Source organism: uncultured Streptococcus sp., from assembly GCF_963521255.1.
Classification (GTDB): domain Bacteria; phylum Bacillota; class Bacilli; order Lactobacillales; family Streptococcaceae; genus Streptococcus.
The window spans coordinates 36,108-58,990 of record NZ_CAUQTU010000013.1 but is presented as its reverse complement, the minus strand read 5'-3'; the positions used below and the strand labels follow the sequence as shown (position 1 = coordinate 58,990).

The following is a 22,883-nucleotide window of genomic DNA, read 5'->3' as shown; positions in this document are numbered from 1 at the left end:
TGGATTTACTGCCTTAATTGCTGTTTCACCTTTTGCTTGTGCGGCACTTACAGCTTCTTGAGTGTCTGCATTTTGGATGGCTTCTACTGCTTCGATGGCTGCTTTAGCTACTTCTGCTTTGGCTGCGACTTTTTCTTCAGCTGATAAGTTTGTATTCTTATCGATTTCTGCTAATTTAACTTCTGCTGCTGTTTGAATAGCTTCCAAGGCTTGTTCTTTACCAACTGGATTTACTGCCTTAATCGCTGTTGCGCCTTCTGCTTGTGCTGCATCTACTGCTTCTTGTGTAGTTGCATTTTGAATGGCTTCTACTGCTTTAATTGCAGCTTTGGCTACTTCTGCTTTGGCTGCGGCTTTTTCTTCAACTGATAAGTTTGTGTTCTTATCGATTTCTGCTAACTTAATTTCTGCTGCTGTTTGGATAGCTTCCAAGGCTTGTTCTTTACCAACTGGATTTACTGCTTTAATTGCTGTTTCACCTTTTGCTTGTGCGGCACTTACAGCTTCTTGAGTGTCTGCATTTTGGATGGCTTCTACTGCTTCGATGGCTGCTTTAGCTACTTCTGCTTTGGCTGCGACTTTTTCTTCAGCTGATAAGTTTGTATTCTTATCGATTTCTGCTAATTTAACTTCTGCTGCTGTTTGAATAGCTTCCAAGGCTTGTTCTTTACCAACTGGATTTACTGCCTTAATCGCTGTTGCGCCTTCTGCTTGTGCTGCATCTACTGCTTCTTGTGTAGTTGCATTTTGAATGGCTTCTACTGCTTTAATTGCAGCTTTGGCTACTTCTGCTTTGGCTGCTGCTTTTTCTTCAGCTGATAACTTAGAATTATTATCGATTTCTTGTTCTTTCGCTGCTTTTTCAGCATTGATTGCTGTAATTGCTGCTTCTTTTTCGATAGCTAATTTTCCATTATCTTTTGCAGAGTTGATACCCTCTTCAGTTGTTGCATTATCAATAGCATCTGTTGCATCTTTTGCTGCTTTAGCTACTTTTGCTTTTTCTTCTGCCTTTTGTTCAGCAGTTAAGCTTGTACTAGCTTCAATAGCATCCGTCGCTTTTTTAGCAGCATCTGCTATTTCTTTTTTAGCACCATCTCTGTCAAGATCTTTCAATGATTCTGCTGCTTTATCTAAAGCTGTTTTCGCTGCATCTACTTTTGCTTGAGCTGCTTGCACTTCTGCTTTTGTTGCATTATTACCTTTTGCTAATACTGTGGCTGCTTCTGTTTTGGCAGCTTCTAATTGTGCTTTTAATTTTTCAAATTCTGCTTCATAAGCTTTAATACTATCTGCTGTTTTACCTGTTTCATCAGCTTTTACTAACGAATCTGCATCTGCTTTTAATTTAGCTTTTTCTTCTGCTGTTGCAGCTTCTACAAGAAGATTTTTAGCACTTTCTAATTCCGTTTTCACTGCATCTACTTTCGTTTGAGCAGCTTTAACTTCCTCTTTTGTTGCATTGTTTCCTTTTGCTAACACTGTGGCTGCTTCTGATTTAGCAGCTTCTAATTGTGCTTTTAGTTCTTCATATTTTCTTTCATATGCTGCGATACTTTCTGGTGTCTTACCTGTTTCATCAGCTTTTGTTAATAGATCAGCATCTGCTTTTAATTTAGCTTTTTCTTCTGCTGTTGCAGCTTCTACTAAAGCTTGTTTTGCTGTTTCTAATGCAGACTTCTTCTCATTAACTTTATTTAAAGCTTCTGTTACTTGAGCTGGTGTTGCATTTTCGTCATTAATAACTGTTTCTGCTTCTTGAATTGCTTCTTGTGCAGCTGTTTTCGCATCATTGTATGATTTAGCACTATCCGCAGTTTTTCCTGTTGTTGGATCTGCTTCTGTTACTAATGTGCTTAACGCTTCTTTTGCTTTTTTTAATTCAGTGTTATCAGCTTTATTGACTAATAATTCTGCTGCTTTTGTTAATTCTGCTTTTGCCGCATCTACTTTCGCTTGAGCTGCTTGAGCTTCTGCTTTAGAGGCATTATTTTCTTTTGCTAATACTGTTGCTACTTCTGCTTTTGCTGCTTCTAATTGTGCTTTTAGAGCTTCATATTTTGTATTATAGGCTTCAATACTATTTGGTGTTTTGCCAGTAGTATCAGCTTTAACTAATGAATCTGCATCAGCTTTTAATTTAGCTTTTTCTTCTGCTGTTGCTGCCTCGATTAAAGCTTGTTTCGCTGTTTCTAATGTTTGTTTTTTAGCATTAACAGTTGCCAATGCTTCTCTAACTTGAGCTACAGTAGCATTTTCATTATCAATAACAGTTTTTGCCGCTTCAATAGCTTTAGTCGCTTCTTGTTTTGCAGCATTATAAGCAGCCGCAGTATCCTGAGTTTTACCTGGTGTTGGATCTTCATTTACTAACCCATCCAGTAAAGCTTTTGAATCTGTTAAGCCTGTTTTATCAACTTTTAATGCTAATTGCTTCGATAAAATAGACTCTAAAGCTTCTCTATATTCTACTGTTTTCTTAACATCTGTACTTGTTACAAGTGTCTTAATATTTTCTAATTCAGCTAAATACGCAACTTTTGTTTCATTTGTTTTTCCATCTGTATCTGCTGTTTCAGTTGCTTTTAATTTATCATAAATACGAGATAATAAGTCTTTTGCGATTGCACCAGTATCTTGATCAATATTAAAGTCTAAACCGGTAACTGGAAGAGCATAGTGTCTATATGGTGATTGATATCCCATTCCTAAGTGAAGATTATCTGCAGAGCTAATACGTACTGTATACTCAGTAACACCTTCAGGTAGTTCAATCTCCTTACTTTTAAATGTTCCTCCCGTACCATTTGGTCTATTATTAGCTATTTTTGCTTCAAGTTCCGCTTTTGTTGGGAGTGGAGTTCCTGGTGTACTAAAGCTTTGAGGACTATTTTTCCCATCACTTGCTTTTACTACCGTCATCTCAGTATTTGTTTTGGATACTTCTGGTGTAAATGTTTGATTATATAATTTCTCTTCTTGTCCATTACGGTTAATAATTACTTCTACTTTATATTGTGCTTTAGTACCATCAATATCTCCAGTATATCCAGTCTTAAATGACACAATAACTTTAGATCCATGTTCTTTTGAATAGGCTTTAAATGTTTTTTGAATTCCATCAAATCCTTTAACACCTTTAGCTATTTTATTTCCTTGACCAGTAGAAACATAAGTAGAATTATCATAAGCTTCTTCTGTGCTACTAGCCTTTGTTCTTACTTTGGATAGGAATAACATATAGTCACTATCTCTATTGAAAGACTGTTCTAATACCCATGTAACATATGATTTAGTTCTATCTGCCCATACTGTATTAACAGTTTCAATTGGAAATACTCCAGCTTCTGTTTTTCTAGCAATTGCAAATTTACCAGTATCGCCAACTGCCTTCCATCCACCGAATTCATTAATTTCAGTAACACTACCTTTTTCAACATTTAGAGCATTCCCTAAAGTATCCATATCTTGTACTTTTTTATTGTTCTCAATATAGTTAGGTAAATTTTTTAATTTATCAGCTAAAGTCGTCAAATCTGCATCATCTGCAGGCGCTGTATAAGTTTGGTTCGCAGCAGGATCTGTATTCGTTGTAGCTGCATCCGTACGGAATGGATTATTGGCATCCAATGCTTTCCCATTACGTTCATCTTTAGCACCAGAGTTTGCAATCGAGTTAGATTCTGAAGATTTCTCAATGTTTGTTGCTACTTTACTTATAGTAACTTTACCATTTGTTGTATCTACAGCTGGTGCTTCTTTTTTCTCTTCTGGTTTTGTTTGTAATTTTGTTGTTGCTGTAACTAATTTAGCTTGTGCTTGTGATAATTCAGCTTGTGTCTTTGCATTACTCAAAACTGTTCTTGCTTCTTCTAAGACAGCTCTAAGATTGTTAACGCTTTCTTCTGTCTTAGTAGCATAGGTTCCTTTAGCAAACTTGCCATCAATTTCTTTGATTAAATCCGTTAATTCTTTCTTATCTAGAGTCTCCACCTTCTGAGGTACTGATTCTGGAGAAGGACTATTTTCAACTGTTGAAGGTTGAGTATTTGTCGCTACTGTTGCAGCAGAACTAGTGGCTACTGTGTTTCCTTCGTAAATCCCATTCTGGGCATTCTGATCTTTAGGTTGCGGTGCTTGAGTCTCCCCATTAGTTGAAGGCACTCCTTGCTCTGCAGCAGCTACTGCCCCATTTCCTAAAAACATAAACAAGGCCGCTACCGCTACACTAGCTGCACCAAAGCTGACCTTACGAATAGAATAACGCGTCACCTTCTCACGATGCAAACGCTCAACACGACTCATAGACGTCTTCTTTTCCATCTATAAAAACTCCTTTTTTCTTAATCTTCTAAGAATATTATGTACAAAATAAGGGATACAATAATTTGAATAATACTACTTTAGAATAAAATACCCCAGCTTATATTATAGTACTTTTATTCAATATTAACAAGAAGCTATACTGCCAAAATAATAAATAAAACAAACAATAAATATTACCTCAATAATAAAGCTGGCAACTGTCTAATATCGCCTAAACAAAACAAAAGCTTGAAATATCGGGGGAGTTGTGTTAAAATGAAAGCATAAAGGGAAAATAATGCTTCTAGCATATGTAACTAAAAAAGCCCCACCGTGCCACCGATGGGGTTTTTTGCTACCCTCTAAAAGGGGTAAATGCTACTTCCTACGTCTCTTTATCCATAGCTTGAAAAGCTCAGATAGTACGTTAACAAGTAACGGAGCTAGAAAAAGGGAAAATAATTCTAGCATATATAACACCTCCCTTCCTTAAAGTGAGGGGGCAAAATATTATACCATACCAGATTTATATCATCAACATCGTGTCATTCTTGAAATAGCTAGACTTAGATACACAAATAACCTCACTAGCAAATCTCTATACAAACCCAGAAATCAACATTTTAAGACAAAGCAAAAAGCCCACTGTTGTAGGCTTTCTGTAAGATCTTTCTTAAAATTAAAGCATTTTGTTGTAGAATTCAACGACAAGTGCTTCGTTGATTTCTGGGTTGATTTCGTCGCGTTCTGGTAAGCGAGTCAATGAACCTTCCAATTTTTCAGCGTCGAATGATACGAATGCTGGACGTCCAAGAGTAGCTTCTACTGCTTCAAGGATTGCTGGAACTTTCAATGATTTTTCACGAACTGAGATCACTTGACCTGGAGTTACGCGGTATGATGGGATATCAACGCGTTTTCCGTCAACAAGGATGTGACCGTGGTTTACGAATTGACGAGCTTGACGACGAGTAGTCGCAAGACCAAGACGGTAAACAACGTTATCCAAACGACGTTCCAAAAGAAGCATGAAGTTGAAACCTAGGATTCCGCCTTTGATTTTTGTAGCTTGTACGAACAAGTTACGGAATTGTTTTTCACCTACACCGTAAGTGAAACGAAGTTTTTGTTTTTCAGCTAATTGCAAACCGTATTCTGACAATTTAGAACGGTTGTTTGGTCCGTGTTGTCCTGGTACGTAGTTACGACGTGCCAATTCTTTACCTGTACCTGTAAGTGAAAGGCCAAGGCGACGAGCTTGTTTCCAAGATGGTCCTGTATAACGTGACATGTGAATGTCCTCCTGATATAAATAATATTTCGGTGGAAATAGTCACTTAGAAAGCCCTGATTCGTGCAGATGCCCTTCGCCTAAACAGCCAAGGTTACTTATCATAAGACACCTGTTGACGAGCTTCATGCTTTCCTGCTGATATTTCACACAAAATCCATTTTACCATGAATGGCTAGATTTGTAAAGGGGGTTTAAGCTTTATTTTCATTTCCAGAGAGGTTAAGAAGAAGGGTAAAGGTGCTTCCTAGACCGTACTGGCTGCTGACTGTAATTTCCCCACCCAATTGATGGGCCAATTCACGCGCAATTGCAAGGCCTAGGCCATGACCACCTGTTTTCATGTTACGCGAAGTTTCGACACGATAGAGTCGTTTGAAAATATTCTCCAAATCCTCTGGAGCAATGCCTTGTCCCTCATCGGTCACACTGATTGAAAGCTGGTTATTTTCCAGCTTAGCCACCACTTCCAACTTGGTTCCTGGAGCTGAGTATTTAAAAGCATTATTGACCAGATTCACCAAGATACGAGAAAGTTTGGCATAATCTCCTTCAATCCGAGCAGATTCTGGGATTACCTGCAAATGGACATCCCGCTCCTCCTGCTCAATCAAGAACTGAAATTCACTCATGCACTCAATCAAGAGCTGGTCCAGAAAAATACTGTCTTTGCTGGCAGTTTCCACCTGATTTCTAGCTGTGTTTAGAGTCAAAAAATTCAACTCTTCAACCAGTTTATTGAGTCTTTCCGTCTGGCGTCCAATGGTTGCTAGATAATGAGCTTGCTCCGACTCCTTGATAACCCCGTCCAAAATCCCTTCTACCGTCGCTTGGATTGAAGTGATGGGGGTCTTGATATCATGCGATAGCTGAGCAATCATCAAGCCCTTTTCTCGCTCGCTTTCTTCCAAGGAATCAAATGTCGCCCGCAAATCATGGGACATTTCATTAAAAGCTTGGCCTAATTGCTGAAATTCTAAAGGGCCTTGAACCTCCAGATTTGATGGAAAGTCCTTGTCCGCTACCCGCTTGGCATGTTCCTTGAGTTTGCCCAATGAAGTAAAGACCGGCGATAGGAGAAAGAGACTAATCCCAGCACCGACAAAACTAGCCATGAGAGTCATCCCCACTAGGAAATAAATTTCTCTTTCTTCAATTAACATTCGCTGGATGGCCCAAAAGACCACGATAATCGTTAGGAGTGTTGAAATGATATACCCCACTAAAATATAACTTTTTAATTTCATTAACTACCTCGTGCTTTCTCAATTTTGTAGCCCAAACCCCAGACGGTTTTGATGGTCGGTGTTTCTGCACTAGCATGTTTAGCCAACTCCTGTCGAAGAGCATGAATATGAACATTCAAGGTATTAGTGTCATCCACATAGTCTTCCTGCCAGACCTTTTCATAGAGGTCTGTCTTAGAAAAAACTCGCTCTGGATTGCTGGCTAGAAGCCATAGAAGTTCGAAGGATTTGACGGTCAAATCAAGCGCCACATCTCCGACTTTGACCTCATAACTAGCGTGATTCATCCGTAAATCGCCGAGACTGACGACTTCTGTCTCACCTCCACGATGAAGGCGACGCAAGATATTGTGGACACGCAAAACCAGCTCACGAGGGCTAAAGGGCTTGGCAATAAAGTCATCTGCTCCCAAGCTCAGGCCGTAAATCTTGTCCTGCTCACTGGTCTTAGCCGTGATAAAGAGAAAAGGCTGATCCGGAGATTGATACTGAACTTCGCTAATCAAATCATAACCATCCATCCTAGGCATCATGATATCTGTAATAATCAAATCAATCGCTTTTCGCTTGAAGATTTCCAAGGCCTCTACCCCATCATGAGCTACCAAAACCTGATATCCTGCCTGAACCAGATAACGTTGATGAATATCTGTGATTTCTACCTCGTCGTCAACGAGTAAAATTGTCTTTCCCATCTGTCTCTCCTTTGAAAAAAACAGTGCTATACCACAATAGTATAACACTATTTTAATCTCTTTACGAACATTCTAAACGATATCTGGATTTTTCAAATCCTAGATAGAAAGTCTGTAACTAGACTAGTCATTTTCCTCTTTTTTAGCTTTCAAACCGAGACCACCTAGAAGTCCGGCCAAAGCTAATCCAAAGAATCCAATAGTAGCCATTGATGTTTGGGCTTCACCAGTATATGGAAGCATGTCTTTTTGGTCTTTCATTTGAGTAGCCATCATCGGACTTGACTCCTTGTTATTAGATGCCATCTTGCCTTCATCAGACATTTTGCTTGAGGCTGCTGGAGCTTGATCTTGTTTCATACTTGGTGTTGCCATAGACTGGCTAGCATTCATGGTTTTGTCCTGCTCTTTGTTAGGCATCATCTTATCCTGGCTAGCAGCTGGCATTTGAGATTTCATATTAGATGCATCTTGATGACTATTCATCATTGGAGCCGGCATAGCTGAACCGTTAGAAGAAGGGACGAAACCTGACTGCAGATGTCCGTTCAAGTTTACTGTCAAATTCTTAGTCGCTACGAGGTTGCTCAAGTCGGCCTTGCCGTCTTTCGCACCGTACACTTTGATGGTAGCTTTGTAGCTTTGTGTACCATTTTGTTTCAAGAGGTCTAGAAGCTCTTTATCAGATCTACCTTGGGTGCCGGCCAAGGCCACTTCATAGAAGTAAAGGCCTTTGCCCAATTTTTCTACTGGTGGAAGGGCGGGATTTTTAGCTGAGCCGTTGTCTGACCATGAAGCCTTGTCTGAGGCCTTCAAGATAAGGCGAGTCAACATACCGTCACCAGCGAAAAATTCGTATGGGATAACTTGATTAACACCAGCTGTGAATGGACCAGGGAAGTTGGCTTTGTCCAAGTAAGTAGCTGGAACATCTACTGTGTCTTTGGTATTGTCAGCCACGCCTTTTTGGACTTCAGCTGGAGTGGTTAAGCCGTTCAAGTTGATATCCAAATCTTTAGTTGCTACAAGATTACTCAAATCTGCCTTGCCATCTTTTGCACCATACACCTTGATAGTAGCTTTATAACTTTGCGTACCGTTTTGTTTCAACAAGTCTAACAAATCTTTGTCTGATTTGCCTTGAGTACCTGCCAAATCCACTTCATAGAAGTAAAGGCCTTTGCCTAATTTTTCTACTGGTGGAAGAGCAGGATTTTTAGCTGAACCGTTGTCTGACCATGGAGCCTTGTCTGAGGCTTTCAAGATAAGACGAGTCAACATGCCGTCGCCAGCGAAAAATTCGTATGGAATGACTTGGTTAACACCAGCTGTAAATGGACCAGGGAAGTTGGCTTTATCCAAGTAAGTAGCTGGGACATCTACTGTGTCTTTAGTGTTGTCAGCTACACCTTTTTGAACTTCAGCTGGGGTAGTCAAGCCATTCAAATTAACATTCAAATCTTTAGTCGCTACAATGTTGCTCAAGTCTGCCTTGCCATCTTTCGCACCGTACACTTTGATAGTAGCTTTATAACTTTGAGTGCCGTTTTGTTTCAAGAGGTCAAGAAGCTCTTTATCAGATTTACCTTGAGTGCCAGCCAAATCCACTTCGTAGAAGTAAAGACCTTTGCCCAATTTCTCTACTGGTGGGAGAGCAGGATTTTTAGCTGAACCGTTATCTGACCATGGAGCCTTGTCTGAAGCTTTCAAGATAAGGCGAGTCAACATGCCGTCTCCGGCGAAGAATTCGTATGGAATGACTTGGTTGACACCAGCTGTGAATGGGCCAGGGAAGTTAGCCTTGTCCAAGTAAGTAGCTGGAACATCTACTGTGTCTTTAGTATTGTCAGCCACGCCCTTTTGCACTTCAGCTGGAGTGGTTGCTGGTTGAGCTTCATTTGCTTCACGGTCTTGTCCAGAAACTGTAGGCGCAGGACTTGTCGCAGACTTAACCGCATCTTCTGTTGCTTTCTTAGATTCTGGTTTTGCTTGCCCTTCTTCTTTTGGCGCTACCACTTGGTCTTTATCAGCTACATTCACTTTTTCTGGAGAGCTTGTAGCATCCAAACTTGCTTTAGGTGTTGAGTCTACCTGTTCTGAAGAAAGAGCTGTATCGACTACTTTCTTGAGAACCTCTGCTGGCAAGTCGCTCTTTTCACTCACTGAAGCAGCGTCTGGTACGACTTGAGCAGGGGTTGGATTGACTACATCAGCACGTACTGAACTTGGTTGGCCAACTAGGACAAAGAAGCCACTAGCCACAACAACTGAGGCAACACCGACACTAAGACGGCGAATAGACCAGCGAGTATATCTTTGATTTGGATTGAATTTCATAGGATTCTCCTTAGAGTTTTTCTTTATTTGATGACTCTAGTATAATCTCCTAAAATTAAAAAGGATTAAGAAAAAGTTAAAATTTTTCTTAAATCCCTCTTATAAAATACTTATATTAATTTTTTTTACGAATTTAATTCTGCCAAGTCATCTAGATACTGGTTATTTATTACCGCCAAGATATAGGCATCCACCTTCAAGAGGTCATTGGGGCCAAACTGGACATCCAAGGGTGAATTTTCTTGTTCACGAAATCCTAGGACATTGAGGTTATATTTGCCACGTAAATCTAGCTGGCTCAGACTTTGACCTGCCCAAACACTAGGAATCTTCATCTCCACAATAGACACATTTTTATCCAGCTGAAAGACATCAACATTGTTATGAAAGAGAATGGTCTGCGCTAGAGACTGCCCCATTTCATACTCAGGTGAAATCACCGAGTCGGCACCGATTTTTTCTAGTACCTTCTTGGCTGTCTGGCTTTTGACCTTAGCAATAACCCGTGGTACCCCCAAACTCTTACAATGCATGACTGCAAGCACACTCGACTCTAGATTTTCCCCTGTTGCCACTACAACCGTATCACAGGTATCAATTCCAGCAGTTCTGAGAAGTTCCTCATCTGTGATATCTCCAACAACTCCACGCGCCAAAACTGGCTCAAATTGATTGATGTGCTCTGCGTGGTCATCAATAGCAATGATATTCATATCTTGCTTGGCGAGGGCCGCAAGGACACTACTCCCGAAAATCCCCAAACCTAAAATTCCAATCGTACGATCTGACATCGTTCTTCCTTTCTTATCCAATACTAATATCTGCTTTCATATACTGAATCAAATCTTTCTTATCAGGCTGGTAATCTGCTAGACTAACCAACAAGGTCAAAGGACCGATACGGCCAATAAACATGAGCACCATGACGATGCTAAGAGCTAGCTTGCCCAATTCTGGCGTCAGATTTGCCGTGACCCCAACTGTCGCAAGGGCTGAAATGGTCTCAAACATGAGGTAAATAAATCGCGGTGTTCCTTCTGCCGTAATTCCTAACAACATCAAGCCCAACAAGAAGGTCATCAAAAAGATAATGAAGACACTAAAGGATTTTTGGACTGTTCGAGCCTCAATAGTTCTCTGCGCAACATTGGCATGAGGCAAGCCCAGCAACTCACTACGCGCAAAGACCAACAAGACAAAGAAAGTTGTAATCTTGAGCCCCCCAGCCGTCCCGCCAGGCGCCCCACCGAGAAACATCTGTAAGATATAGATAAACAAGGTCACAGGCCGAGCTTGGGTGTAATCAATAGAAGCAAAACCAGCTGTTCTCATGCTGACAGTTTGGAAAAAACTAACCAGCACTTTCTCTGGAACGCTGAGATTGCCAATGGTTCCTGGATTGTGCCATTCCGTAAAGAGTGTAGATACTGTCCCAAACAGCAAAATCCCTACAGTCAAGAAGAGGACTAGCTTGGTGTGGAAACGCAGACGGCGTTTTTTCTTCTTGTCAAACTGGGTTGCCAAGTCAAACCAAACCATAAAGCCAAGACCACCTGTGATAATCAAGCCAGCAATAACCAGATTGATCAAGGGATCCGTCTGAAAAGCCACTAAACTGCTACTGCCGAAATTATCAAAACCAGCATTACAAAAGGCTGAAATGGCTAAAAAGATAGAGGTGAAAATGCCTCGTCCCCAGCCGAACTCAGGAATAAAACGAAAACTTAGCAGGAAGGCACCCAAGCCCTCCACCAGAAAAGTCGTCAAAAAGATGGACCGCATAAAGGCCTTCAGCGACCGAGTCTCCCCGTAACTAAAGCTTTCCTGAATAGTTTCACGACTGCGAAGACTGAGCTTTTGCTTCCCCTGAATATAAAAGACCCCGATAAAAGTCATGAGCCCCAGACCACCAATCTGTATCAAGAGCATACAAATCAACTGCCCCCAGACATTATAGGTAGTAGCTACCGGTTGCGTAAAAAGGCCAGTCACACAGACCATGGACACCGTCGTAAAAAGATGGTCAAAATAAGTAGCCTGCGAACCACTCGCCTGAACAAAAGGCAAACTCAAAAGGAGAGAACCTATAACAATAACTCCAGCGAAACTTAAAAAAATGCGACGAGCTGGTGAAAGTCCACCCAAGACCCTTTCAATTTTTTTCACAAATAATTTGAATAACATACATCCATTGTACCATAAAAAGAAGAAGAGTATCTATATCTGAGAAGTTATCTCAAGGCAGAGTTCCAAGGCCTTCTCGAAAGCTTCTGAACCCCAGTCACGACTATCGTACTGGTCCAAGTCTGCTAAGGAATCAGCTATGAACAACAATTCTCCCCAGAGAACCCCACGCAGCTGGGCTACTGCCGCAAGTGCAGAACACTCCATCTCCACAACAGCACAGCCCTCTTCCTTACGATAAGCCACCTTTTCAGCCGTTTCTCGGTAAAAACCGTCTGTCGTCCAGGTCATGACTTCTTCATAGGAAATCCCTCTGGCTTCCAACACTCGCTCAATAGCAGCAATAGCCTCTGCCTGAATTTCCATATAACGAGAAGGTGCCACATAGTGATAACTAGCTCCTTCATCTCGCAGAGCGCGCACAGGGACTAGAAAGGCATTTTCCTCTATATCAGCCAGCACACCACAGGTTCCGGTTGAAATAATCTGCTCCACACCGTAACCAATCAACCAATCCATAAACTGGGCCGCTGGAGCGGAACCCACAGGAGCCTGAGCCAGACAAATTTCCTCACCCTTGTAGTTCACGACATAGACTGGATAGGTCTTGGTAGCAGAAACGAATTCGCCGACACAATCCGCCCCTACTTCCCTCGCATAGCGGTCAATCTCCTCTTCCAAAAATGCATAGATGCACTTCTTTGGTAACTTTAAGTCTAAACCCTCGTGATTGGGCATGATGACCGCCTGAGGATTGTTATCAAACTCTAAAATGGGAATCGCATGTTTCTGAATCATAAGCCATCTCCTCTGATTTTGTACTATTGTATCAAAAGCTGACCAAGTGTCAAGGAGGAAGTTGAGGAACTGAGGAGAAAAAATATCAGTATTCTTGGAATTCTCAACACTAAGTGATTTCATAAATCATAAGGAATTAGAGTAAACATCACAAACGTAACCCCTCTGTAATTAAAATCTGCAGAGGGGGCGTTATATATTAGTAGGTGTTGCTGATAACTGTTACCTTGAAAGAAAAGTATTTATGTCTTACTCTATCTAGAAGTTATTATCAAATTTTTAAAAGATCAACTTCCAAGATGATCATTCACTATAAAGAGTTTCTAACTCCCTCTTTAAATATTCAGCCAGATGTTGATGAGCAAAGATGTCAGCATTCTGTTCCGCTGTAGGATTATAGTTTGTATTGGTATTTACATCATACACATAAATATCTCCGCTTTCTGATTGAACCCATTCTATAGCTGCCACATCAATATGAGCATTTTTAAGGAAGTCTTCATAAGCTTCTTTTTGAGATTCTGGTAGAGGATCTGTAATTTGGAATTTTTCAGAAGTTTCCAGTTGTTCTGGTCTCTTACTGATTTGACAACCATCTGCTGGACAAAGTTGGAAACCATCTGAAGAATCAATTGAAACAGTATAAAGGAACTTCTGATTGATAAACTCTGAACGACGGATACGACCATCACTTGGTTTAATATAAGCCTGCAACAAGGTAATACCATCTACTGAAGGTTCAAAAGCAGAACTATTAACATAAGCTTCTAGTTCTTCTTCATTTTGGAAAAGTTGCACTCCTAATCCTTTTCCTGCTCTATTATGCTTGGTAATCAAAGGATAGATATTCAATTTTCTTGCTGCTTCAATAATATTTTCCGGTCCCAAAACAGCAACTGTTGCTGGAGTTTCAATACCAGATTCATTTAATTTCAAATATTGTTTCACCTTACTGATTTCTAGGTTAATGGCTCCAGTTCCATTAACTACTTTACGTCCATGAGCCTCTAGCCATGTAAGCACCTGTTCCGTAAACTCTGGTGCATAGCGATGCCCTCTCGTATGAGAAGATGCGGACATCCTATTATAAAAAATTCCTTGTGGAGGTGGGCTTTGAAGATCTAATATCCCACTCGATAAATCCCATAATTCATAAGGTACTTGTATTTTTTCTAACCATTTTACTAAATGCTGTGTCCATTCAATATTTTCATGAATCACATAAACTTTTGCGTTACTCATAACTCCTATCTCCTTTAAGAAAAATTAACTGACAATTGATGTTGCTTGTCTTCCTCTAAACTATAACCTTCTGTTTTTTCAATGACACTGACCGTTAAAATTTGACCCAAAACATTGATCATTGTACGACCAGCATTCACAAAGAAATCAACTGCAAAAATCAAGGCTACTCCTTCTACTGGCAATCCAAGCTGGGGTGCTGCTGCCAACAAAACTACGATAGCTCCTGATGGAACAGTAGCTGCAGTTTTCCCAATCAAGGTCAAAAGTAAAACTGTAAAGAAGAGGCTTGATAATGAAAATTGGATACCGTAGGCATGTGCGATAAAAATAGTAGCTACTGAAAAATAGACAGCTGCTCCTTCTAGATTAAAGGTATATCCTAAAGGAACCACCAAATCAATCGTATTCTCATCATGTCCCTGTTTCTTTAAATCCTTCAATAAGGACGGCAACACAACACTCGAACTACCTGAAATAAATGCTAGAGTCAAGAGGCTCCAATTTTCACGAAAAGCAGTCAAATATGGAACTTTAAAAATAGAGGCAATCAGAGGGAAAATAACTAAAATGAGAACTCCATAAGCCAAATAAGTTCCGATAACAAATTGACCAAGTCCAACTAACTTATCAATTCCTGTACTAGCGACATCTTTTGCAATAAAGCCAAAGATTCCGATAGGAGATAATTTTACAATAACAGTTACAATTTTATAAATAGCTTCAATCCAGATCTGGAAACCTTCAAGAATTTTTTTGGTTTTATCACTCTTCAAGCTACCAATTCCATAACCAAGAAAAATAGCAAAAACAATAATTGGAAGAAGAGATCCTTCTGAAATTGACTTCACAATATTTGAAGGAATAAAACCAAGTAAAAACTCACTCAATTGGACATTATTAGCTATCCCATCGATATTACCACCAGTTTGACCAATATTCACACCTTGTCCAAATCCCAAATAATAACTAGAAAATACAAATAACAAAGTAATCACAGTTGTAACAGCAAAAAAGTAGAGTAAGGTCTTCGTTAAAATTTTACCAAACGATTTTTTTCCAATAACACTAGCCACTGCAACTACTATAATTGGAAATATCAGTGGAATAATGACCATGTTCACCAATTTAATAAACGCTTGTCCTAGAAATTGATAAAAATTTGCAAATTGTGGCCAGATTACTGCAAAAATAACACCTAAAATCAAAGCTAGCAATAATTGCAAACCGAGTGAAAGTTTTGACCATAAATTAACTAATTTCATAAAATAACCCCTTTGCTTTTATTTGCTAATTATTCTACTACGAATCTTCTAGCTTGACTAATATATATTTTCTATTGTGACCATAAAAAAGATTTATGATAATATCTCAAAGTGTTGTCATATCTATTTCGCTATCCATTATGAATTTTTTATGTTAGACAAACACCACCATCTAAACCACTCAACTATATGGAGCAATTCCATAATGATAAAGAAGAGTGACTTCAAGTATCAAACCTACAAAAAGAGGCTGAGTAAAACGTCTTTGAAATCAGAAAAACGCATAATATCAGGTAATGAATGAACAGCCTTGATATTATGCGTTTTATTGGTGAAAGATTTACTTCATTTTTCCTGAAATTGAGTTTTTCCCAGCCTCTTCTACTTCTATTTAACAGGTATCTCCTTAATCACACGCTCAGGATTGCCAGCTAGGACAACGTTGTCGCCAAAGGACTTGGTGATTACAGCCTGTCTATCTTGCTAAACGAATACGGGTCACAATTCCGTCTGGGTCTGTGATTTCCAACCGGCTCGATGTCAGCCATTTGATTGGTGCATCAACTTCTTGTGCTCGCTGGGCAATCGTTAACAGTTCTTCTTTACGAGCAACTTCGATGACATAGTAGGCCAAACCTGGCAAGCCTTGCTTACGCGGAGCCAGGCCTTTTCCTCCCCATTCATTGACTGCTAAATGATGATGGTAATCCCCAGCTGCAATCCAACTAGCACTAGGTACACTGAATTTATCCTCTAACCCTAACACCTTTTGATAAAACTGGCTGGACTTTCGACTATCCTTGACGGACAAATGGATATGCCCCATTCTCGTACCCTCTGCTAAAGTAAAGGGCTCTACTCTTTCCCCCAACTCATAGATATCCTGTGCCGCAAGAGTCTCAGTGACCCCTATAATACGACCGTCTTCTCGAATATCCCATGTGGAAACCGGCTTATCTCGATAGAGTTCAATGCCATTTCCCTCCAAATCCTCCAAATAAAGGGCCTCACTGTAACCGTGGTCTGCACCGCCGACAAGAGGAATCTGTAAATCTGTCAGGTGTTTTAAGACATCCGCCAAAACCTTGCGTGTCGGCAAGAGAATAGCCAGATGGTAAAGACCATAATGTCCCCTTACTTCACCGCTCTCTTGCGCTTGAATCAGCTGTACCAAGGCTTTTCCATCAATTCCTAAAACGGTCTCTGTCTCCGTTTGAGATAGGATTTCTAAACCAATAATTTGCTGATAAAAGACTGTTTGGCTGACCAAGTCCTTTACATTTAAAACTGCCTCTGCTAAATAAATGTGGCTCTTATATTCATAGGTCATAGGATGTCTCCTTTGTTGTAATATATATTATTACAACTATTATATAATTTCCATCAAGAAAGTCAAGTCAGACAACTTGAAGCCTATGTTCTAACCAAAAGAGGTCAATGTTCGCCATCAACCTCTTTCTTATTATTCATTCTTTTTGGTAAGTAAGATAAATACTGTACCTATGACTTGCTATTTTCAGCCTAGTTTACCCATTCACCATTGCCATTTACATTATAACCATCTGGTGTTGTTGTGTTCACAGCCAAAGCTCCTGAACCATATGCATAGTACCAGTATTGACCAACTTTAAACCAACCTGTCTTCATGATACCTGATTGATCAAGATAATACCAAGTACCATTTTCCTGGTACCAGCCTGTCTTCATAGCTCCTGAACCATCAAAGTAGAACCATCTACTACCATCTGTTCCCCAGCCTGTAAACATCGCGCCAGAACTATCAAGGAAATACCATGCTCCATCAACTTCTACAAATCCAGTCTGCATGACACCTAAATCATTCAAGTAGTACCATTTACCACCTGTTTTTACCCAGCCTGTCTTCACATCACCAGACTCATAAAAATACCATTTCCCATTAGACTTCACCCAACCAGACTGACTAGATGTAGATGTTCTAAAGTCTTTCAGCGGTTTTTCTACAACCGTAGCTTTACTTTTAACTGTTGAAAGGTTTGATTCAGTCACTTCTGTATACTGAATAGCAGAACCATATCCACCAGCTAATTCCTCTGAAGAAGCATCATCACCTAAAGCTATAGAAATCGTTGCCACTTTCTGAGAACTAGCTGAATTTCTAAATGCTGCAAGTCCCACATAGGTGAATTTAGAATTGATCAAAACCTCATAATAACCTGTAAATTCTTTAGATGTTCCACCCTTCTTTTTCGCTACATAATTCGCCTTCTCAGCATGCCAGTTTTCAATTGCTTTTAGAAAACCTTCATAGTTCACATCTAATGCTTCTCCTCTTATACTATTACTAGATGGAAAAGCAGTCCAGATTTCTTTCGTAGAAAGACGCTCAGGTTTCAGAGTTACTGACACCTCAGTAGCGCGTACAAAAGCAGTTTTCTCAAGATCAGTAGACCATTTGATAGGGACATACTTATCTACCAAACCTTCATCAGCTGCTTCCTTACGAATCTTATTAATCGCATCCAAAATAGCTTGTTTATCTGGGGTTAAAAATTCTCCCTTAATCCCAACTAAAACGTTGCCACTAGAAGGATTTAACACTTCTGAACTCAAAACATTTTCATTTCTACCATCAGCAGATTGTGTTGCCACCAATCTGTCATTAGCAAAAACATCAGTTGTCAAAACTGCCCCTGCCAAGGTCAAAGCCAAGGCACTAGCAAATACAATTTTCTTCATTGTTTACTCCTTATATCTTTTGAATCGTATCTTGATAAATACTTCTCAACGCACAATTATATCATATTTTCCTATTATTTGTCCGTTTCTACTAATGTCATGAGGCAAATGATATTCCCCCCGAAAAGTATAAACTTCATCCTTTACTTAACAACAAGCTCATAACGTGTCTTACTAGTGAAGGTTTGACCGGCTTTAAGAATGACTTGGTCTTTAAGGTCACTGTGAATGGCATCTGGTAAAACCTGCGCTTCAAGAGCAATCCCATTGTGCTGTAGCATTGGCTGACCTCCTATGATGACACTTTCATCCACAAAGTTTGCTGTGTAGACCACAAGGCAAGGAGCCTCTGTCTTGAAGAGCAGGAAACGACCTGAGTTTTGGTCATAAAGGAATCCAGCATTATCATGACCTGCAGGAAGGGCAAATGGATGATCCAAACCAGATACCAGTTGGATTTGTTCATCTTCTTCTGCAAAGATGTCCTTCAACAAGGCACCATTGTAGATGTGTTTGACAACATCACGATTTGCATCTGGAGTTTTGGCAGGAACACCGTCTGGAGCGATTGGGTAAATACCCTCTGTGTTTAGTTGGAAAACATGACGGTCAATCGTCTTTGTGAAATCACCAGACAAGTTGAAATAGCTGTGGTTGGTTGGATTGACCAGCGTATCCTGATCGGTCGTCACCTTGTAGCTGATTTCGTAGGCACCAGTTTCTTCTAAGTGGTAACTGATCCAAATCTTGAGATTGCCAGGAAATCCTCCTGTCCCATCTGTACGCTCTGTGTAGAGGGTCAAGCCATGGTCGCTCACTTCAACCAATTCAAACAAGCTCGAATCCCAACCAGTTGAACCACTGTGGTTACAGTTGCTAGCATTGTTGACCTCAAGATCATAGGTCTTACCATTTAATTCAAAACTCGCACCTGCGATACGACCTGCCACAGGACCCACACTTGCACCATGCTTAGGACTATTGCCTACATAGCTATCAAAGTCATCAAAGCCCAAAATAACATTGGCAAAATTTCCAGCCTTGTCAGGTGCGACATAGCGCAAGATGGTCGCACCATAAGTCATAACTTCAAGTTGGTAGCCACCGTCTGTCTCAAATTGATAGGCCAAGACATCTTGTCCCTCAACATTTCCAAACACACGCTCTGTGTATGCTTTCATTCTGTTCTCCTTTTTCTATTTCTCTCAAGCAAACAAACCATAGAAAGCCTACTGACAATCTATGGTTTACTTGTATGATTTACAAACTCCTTTATCAAGAATCTATAAACGCCGTATCACTTTTGATATTCGTGGATGATAACACCTTGTACCACACGGTTTACTGTACCTGTAGGAGACGGTGTATCAGGTTTATTTTCTACTTTAAGTGAAGTCAATAGGGCAAAGAGTTGGGCATAAACGATATAAGGGAAGACACGGTAAATATCATTCAAGACACCGCCACAACCAAGGGCCACTTCTTTGACATTTTCAAGACCAAAGGCTTGATCACTCAAAAGCACAACACGACGAGCAATCTGGTCACCAGCAACTTCACGAACCAAGTCCAAGTCGTACTTACGAGTGTAATCTGTCGTTGTACCAAAGACCAAAACAACTGTATCTTCGTTGATAAGAGATTTTGGACCGTGACGGAAGCCGACTGGGCTTTCATACATAGTCGCAACTTGACCAGCAGTCAGTTCCAAAATCTTGAGCTGAGCTTCATGAGCAAGTCCAAAGAAAGGACCAGCGCCTAGATAGATGACACGATTAAAGTCTAAATCAACAAGCTCTTTGACATCTTCTGCCTTGTCTAGAATTTTACGGGCAAGACTAGATACAACTTCAAAACGTTCAGCTTTAACAGCAAATTCTGTAGGATCAAAGACCAAGAGAGCTGTTAACATCATAGACGTAAAGCTAGAAGTCATGGCAAAGCCAGCATCATTAGAAGCAGCTGGTTGCAAAAGCAAAAGATTGCGGTCATCTCCATGAGCTTGAAGAGCCAATTTACCATCTGCTGCACAAGTAATCGTCACTTGATAAAGCTCATCCACCAAGGCCTTGGCCAAATCAACAGTCGCCACACTTTCAGGCGAGTTCCCACTACGAGCAAAAGATACAAGGACAGTCGCCACATCTTTTTTCAAATAAGTTTCTGGATTGGCAACGATATCTGTTGTTGCAATAGCATTGAAATTCCATTTGCGTTCGTCATAGACTTCCTTAAAGTAAGGTGCCAAGGTATCTCCCACATAAGCAGAAGTCCCAGCACCTGTCAAGATAACCTTGATATAGTCATGTTTATCAGCAATCCCTTGTAGAAAGGCTGCAATTTCTTCACGTTTTACTTGATAAGCTTCAAAAGCTTCTTTCCATACATCTGGTTGTTGGTAGATTTCACGTGTAGTGATTTCTGCACCCAATTCGATCAAGTCTTCTTTTGTATAATGTAACATTGAGTTCCTCTTTTTCTATTAAATATGGGAATGGGAGTAAGCCCCATTCCCATGTATATTCTCTAACGATTTTCACGTTATCACATCGTATACTCAATGAAAATCAAAGAGCAAACTAGGAAACTAGCCGCAGGCTGTACTTGAGTACGGCAAGGCGACGTTGACGTAGTTTGAAGAGATTTTCGAAGAGTATTATTCATCTTCGTCATCATCGAAGCCCGCTAACAGGTCATTAACTTTCACAATGCTTTCTGCAGCACGGCTCTTATAGTCCGCATCTGCGCCTGTAAGGCTCGCATTGATAAATTCAATCACCATTGGAAGATTCATCCCTGCGTAAAGGTCAATATCACGACCTTCCATAATCAAACGGCTTACCACGTTACATGGTGTTCCACCGAGAAGATCCGCAAAGACTAGGAAATCATCCAATCCTTCAATAGCAGCTTCAAATTTTGCAGTAAAGTCTTCTGGGCCATCTTCTGGAAGAAGAGCCACTGCATGAATATTGTCTTGTGGACCCATGATCATTTCAGTGCTACCTTTAAGTTCTTCACAGAAGCGACCATGACTCACCAAAATTAATGATTTCACCATAAAGCTTATTTAGCTCCCATTCCAAGTGCAAAGTGACCAAGGGCAGAAAGAACCAAAGCAAGTACGATAATAATACCGATAGCTTTAGTAGAGTTCATACCTTTCTTACCAAGCAACCAGAAGATAAAGGCAGTAAAGATTGCTGGAAGCAAACGTGGGAAGATTTGGTTCAAGATGTCTTGGAAGTCAATCATCTTTTCACCGATTGGCAATTTATAAGAAATTTCAAAGTTGATCATTGTTGCTACAAGAGCACCCATCATGAAGACACCAAGTACAGATGCAGCGTCAATCAAAGCTGTCAAAGTACTTTGCATGTTGTTGATAAGGTTAACCCCTTCTTTGTAGGCAAATTCCAACTGTTTCCAACGGAAGATGTCATAAGCAACTGCAACTGCGATCCAAAGGAAGATACCCCAAGGTTGGCCAGCGATAGCCATAGTTGCTGCGATAGATCCCATGATAGCAGGTACAAGTGAACCAAAGATTGTATCTCCAAGAGGAGCGAATGGTCCCATCAAACCTGTCTTGATACCGTTAACGGCATCTTTTGAACCCACACCATCTTTTTCTTCCATGGCAAGGTCAAAACCAGCGATAATGGTGTGGAAGAATGGTGAAGTATTGAAGAATTGAGTATGAACTTTCATCATTTCTTTCAATTCAGGAGTTCCATCCCCATACATTTTACGCAATTGAGGCAAGATCATGTATAGGTAACCAGAAGCTTGCATACGTTCGTAGTTCCAACCCAATTGGAAAGTAAACAAGCTACGTTTATTGATTTGATTAAAATCTTCTTTTGTTAGTTTGTAATTAGAATTCGTCATCTTCGATTTCCCCACTTTCTGATGGTGTAGAAGGTGCTACCACAGCTACTTTTTGGCTATTTTTGAAGTGAAGCACTGCAAGGAAGATACCTACGATAGAGATACCAATCATAGACAAACCTTTAAAGTTGTTCACGAAACCAATTTTTTCAGCCACATCTTTAGGTAGAGTACCTACGATACCAGCAACAGCGCCACCAAGACCTGTTACGTATGAGTAAAGAACAGTCAACATAGCTGTCAAACCGAATCCCATAGCAAGGTAGTGAAGGTTACGTTTAACTGGAAGGTAACGAAGCAAGATTGCAAATCCAAGACCTGGAAGCATACGTCCTGCAAGTGTCAAACCATCTGCAACCCATTGGTATTCTTTAACGAAGTCTACAACTGATTGTACAAAGGCACCACCAAAGGCAAGGGCGAAGAAGACTGGAAGGGCACGAGATAGAGCCCAAGGAATCGCACCAAGTAGGTAGTTGCGTTCAATACCTTTGTAGTCAAAGCGTTCAATTGCAGCATCCACACGGTGAGCAAAGAAAGTAGTAGTCATACGACCAAGAACGTCGAAGTAAGTCAAGAGAGCTGCTACTGGCACAGCGATTGTTGTAATCGCAAGTGCTGTGTCAATTCCTTGTGAAACAGAGAAGGCTGTCGCAAGAACCGCACCAGAAGTTGCGTCGATACGAGAAGCACCACCGAAGGTACCAACCCCAAGAACGAACAGTTGCAAGTTACCACCGATAAGCAGACCAGTAGTCACATCTCCCATGATTAAACCAGTAATGAAACCAGCAAATACAGGGGAACCTGCAGATGAAACGATCGTCAACTCATCACAGATTTGATAAGCTGAGTACAAAGTGAGAAGTAAAATTTGCCACCATTGTATCATAACAATGACCTCCTAAAA

17 protein-coding genes and 1 pseudogene are annotated in these 22,883 nt (G+C 40.4%); all 18 read right to left on the bottom strand.

The window, feature by feature from the left end; all coding sequences use genetic code 11:
* A partial coding sequence (locus tag RWP09_RS08740) for a DUF1542 domain-containing protein (RefSeq protein WP_314436703.1) occupies positions 1-4,323 on the bottom strand: 4,323 nt, incomplete at its 3' end.
* A 661-nt stretch (positions 4,324-4,984) separates the two neighbouring features.
* Positions 4,985-5,596 (bottom strand): 30S ribosomal protein S4, encoded by a 612-nt coding sequence (gene rpsD, locus RWP09_RS08735; protein WP_000092756.1) that lies wholly within the window; start codon positions 5,594-5,596, stop codon positions 4,985-4,987.
* Between the two features lie 194 nt (positions 5,597-5,790).
* Positions 5,791-6,843 carry a HAMP domain-containing sensor histidine kinase gene (locus RWP09_RS08730; protein ID WP_314436702.1) on the bottom strand — a complete coding sequence of 351 codons (1,053 nt, stop codon included), beginning with the start codon at positions 6,841-6,843 and terminating at the stop codon, positions 5,791-5,793.
* Entirely contained in the window at positions 6,843-7,538 is a 696-nt protein-coding gene (locus RWP09_RS08725) for a response regulator transcription factor (protein WP_314436699.1), read from the bottom strand. Before RWP09_RS08725 ends, RWP09_RS08730 begins: the two co-directional genes overlap by 1 nt.
* Before the next feature lie 123 nt (positions 7,539-7,661).
* Positions 7,662-9,875 (bottom strand): SSURE domain-containing protein, encoded by a 2,214-nt coding sequence (locus tag RWP09_RS08720; RefSeq protein ID WP_314436695.1) that lies wholly within the window; start codon positions 9,873-9,875, stop codon positions 7,662-7,664.
* Positions 9,876-10,000: 125 nt separating this feature from the next.
* Positions 10,001-10,666 (bottom strand): TrkA family potassium uptake protein, encoded by a 666-nt coding sequence (locus RWP09_RS08715; protein ID WP_313970669.1) that lies wholly within the window; start codon positions 10,664-10,666, stop codon positions 10,001-10,003.
* A 13-nt stretch (positions 10,667-10,679) separates the two neighbouring features.
* The gene (locus RWP09_RS08710) at positions 10,680-12,059 is read right to left on the bottom strand and encodes a potassium transporter TrkG (protein ID WP_313970668.1); all 1,380 of its coding nucleotides are present in this window, start codon (positions 12,057-12,059) and stop codon (positions 10,680-10,682) included.
* 33 nt (positions 12,060-12,092) lie between these two features.
* Complete coding sequence (locus tag RWP09_RS08705; RefSeq protein WP_314436692.1) at positions 12,093-12,857, bottom strand: nucleoside phosphorylase; 765 nt, start codon at positions 12,855-12,857, stop codon at positions 12,093-12,095.
* A gap of 303 nt (positions 12,858-13,160) precedes the next feature.
* Positions 13,161-14,099 carry an alpha-L-glutamate ligase gene (locus RWP09_RS08700; RefSeq protein WP_314436689.1) on the bottom strand — a complete coding sequence of 313 codons (939 nt, stop codon included), beginning with the start codon at positions 14,097-14,099 and terminating at the stop codon, positions 13,161-13,163.
* Positions 14,100-14,113: 14 nt separating this feature from the next.
* On the bottom strand, positions 14,114-15,364 hold the full coding sequence (locus RWP09_RS08695; RefSeq protein ID WP_314436687.1) for a dicarboxylate/amino acid:cation symporter: 1,251 nt from the start codon (positions 15,362-15,364) through the stop codon (positions 14,114-14,116).
* Positions 15,365-15,751: 387 nt separating this feature from the next.
* Positions 15,752-15,835, bottom strand: a pseudogene (locus tag RWP09_RS08690) (sugar O-acetyltransferase); the annotation flags it as partial.
* Between the two features lie 4 nt (positions 15,836-15,839).
* Entirely contained in the window at positions 15,840-16,694 is an 855-nt protein-coding gene (locus tag RWP09_RS08685) for a VOC family protein (RefSeq protein ID WP_314436684.1), read from the bottom strand.
* Positions 16,695-16,885: 191 nt separating this feature from the next.
* Entirely contained in the window at positions 16,886-18,082 is a 1,197-nt protein-coding gene (locus RWP09_RS08680; protein WP_314436680.1) for a CAP domain-containing protein, read from the bottom strand.
* A gap of 143 nt (positions 18,083-18,225) precedes the next feature.
* Positions 18,226-19,263: an aldose epimerase family protein gene (locus RWP09_RS08675; RefSeq protein ID WP_314436678.1), complete on the bottom strand. Its 1,038-nt coding sequence runs from the start codon at positions 19,261-19,263 to the stop codon at positions 18,226-18,228.
* 116 nt (positions 19,264-19,379) lie between these two features.
* Positions 19,380-20,546, bottom strand: a complete 1,167-nt coding sequence (locus RWP09_RS08670; RefSeq protein WP_314436675.1) for an SIS domain-containing protein — start codon at positions 20,544-20,546, stop codon at positions 19,380-19,382.
* A 192-nt stretch (positions 20,547-20,738) separates the two neighbouring features.
* Positions 20,739-21,143, bottom strand: coding sequence for a PTS sugar transporter subunit IIA (locus RWP09_RS08665; RefSeq protein WP_080977888.1), 405 nt, complete (start codon positions 21,141-21,143; stop codon positions 20,739-20,741).
* A gap of 5 nt (positions 21,144-21,148) precedes the next feature.
* On the bottom strand, positions 21,149-21,973 hold the full coding sequence (locus tag RWP09_RS08660; protein WP_313970659.1) for a PTS system mannose/fructose/sorbose family transporter subunit IID: 825 nt from the start codon (positions 21,971-21,973) through the stop codon (positions 21,149-21,151).
* On the bottom strand, positions 21,960-22,865 hold the full coding sequence (locus RWP09_RS08655) for a PTS mannose/fructose/sorbose/N-acetylgalactosamine transporter subunit IIC (RefSeq protein WP_033682893.1): 906 nt from the start codon (positions 22,863-22,865) through the stop codon (positions 21,960-21,962). Before RWP09_RS08655 ends, RWP09_RS08660 begins: the two co-directional genes overlap by 14 nt.
* Positions 22,866-22,883: the final 18 nt, after the last annotated feature.

Bases quoted from the DNA above. Each gene is read 5' to 3' on its own strand.
- rpsD (WP_000092756.1), bottom strand. From the start codon at position 5,596: ATGTCACGTTATACAGGACCATCTTGGAAACAAGCTCGTCGCCTTGGC.
- RWP09_RS08730 (WP_314436702.1), bottom strand. From the start codon at position 6,843: ATGAAATTAAAAAGTTATATTTTAGTGGGGTATATCATTTCAACACTC.
- RWP09_RS08725 (WP_314436699.1), bottom strand. From the start codon at position 7,538: ATGGGAAAGACAATTTTACTCGTTGACGACGAGGTAGAAATCACAGAT.
- RWP09_RS08720 (WP_314436695.1), bottom strand. From the start codon at position 9,875: ATGAAATTCAATCCAAATCAAAGATATACTCGCTGGTCTATTCGCCGT.
- RWP09_RS08715 (WP_313970669.1), bottom strand. From the start codon at position 10,666: ATGTCAGATCGTACGATTGGAATTTTAGGTTTGGGGATTTTCGGGAGT.
- RWP09_RS08710 (WP_313970668.1), bottom strand. From the start codon at position 12,059: ATGTTATTCAAATTATTTGTGAAAAAAATTGAAAGGGTCTTGGGTGGA.
- RWP09_RS08705 (WP_314436692.1), bottom strand. From the start codon at position 12,857: ATGATTCAGAAACATGCGATTCCCATTTTAGAGTTTGATAACAATCCT.
- RWP09_RS08700 (WP_314436689.1), bottom strand. From the start codon at position 14,099: ATGAGTAACGCAAAAGTTTATGTGATTCATGAAAATATTGAATGGACA.
- RWP09_RS08695 (WP_314436687.1), bottom strand. From the start codon at position 15,364: ATGAAATTAGTTAATTTATGGTCAAAACTTTCACTCGGTTTGCAATTA.
- RWP09_RS08685 (WP_314436684.1), bottom strand. From the start codon at position 16,694: ATGACCTATGAATATAAGAGCCACATTTATTTAGCAGAGGCAGTTTTA.
- RWP09_RS08680 (WP_314436680.1), bottom strand. From the start codon at position 18,082: ATGAAGAAAATTGTATTTGCTAGTGCCTTGGCTTTGACCTTGGCAGGG.
- RWP09_RS08675 (WP_314436678.1), bottom strand. From the start codon at position 19,263: ATGAAAGCATACACAGAGCGTGTGTTTGGAAATGTTGAGGGACAAGAT.
- RWP09_RS08670 (WP_314436675.1), bottom strand. From the start codon at position 20,546: ATGTTACATTATACAAAAGAAGACTTGATCGAATTGGGTGCAGAAATC.
- RWP09_RS08665 (WP_080977888.1), bottom strand. From the start codon at position 21,143: ATGGTGAAATCATTAATTTTGGTGAGTCATGGTCGCTTCTGTGAAGAA.
- RWP09_RS08660 (WP_313970659.1), bottom strand. From the start codon at position 21,973: ATGACGAATTCTAATTACAAACTAACAAAAGAAGATTTTAATCAAATC.
- RWP09_RS08655 (WP_033682893.1), bottom strand. From the start codon at position 22,865: ATGATACAATGGTGGCAAATTTTACTTCTCACTTTGTACTCAGCTTAT.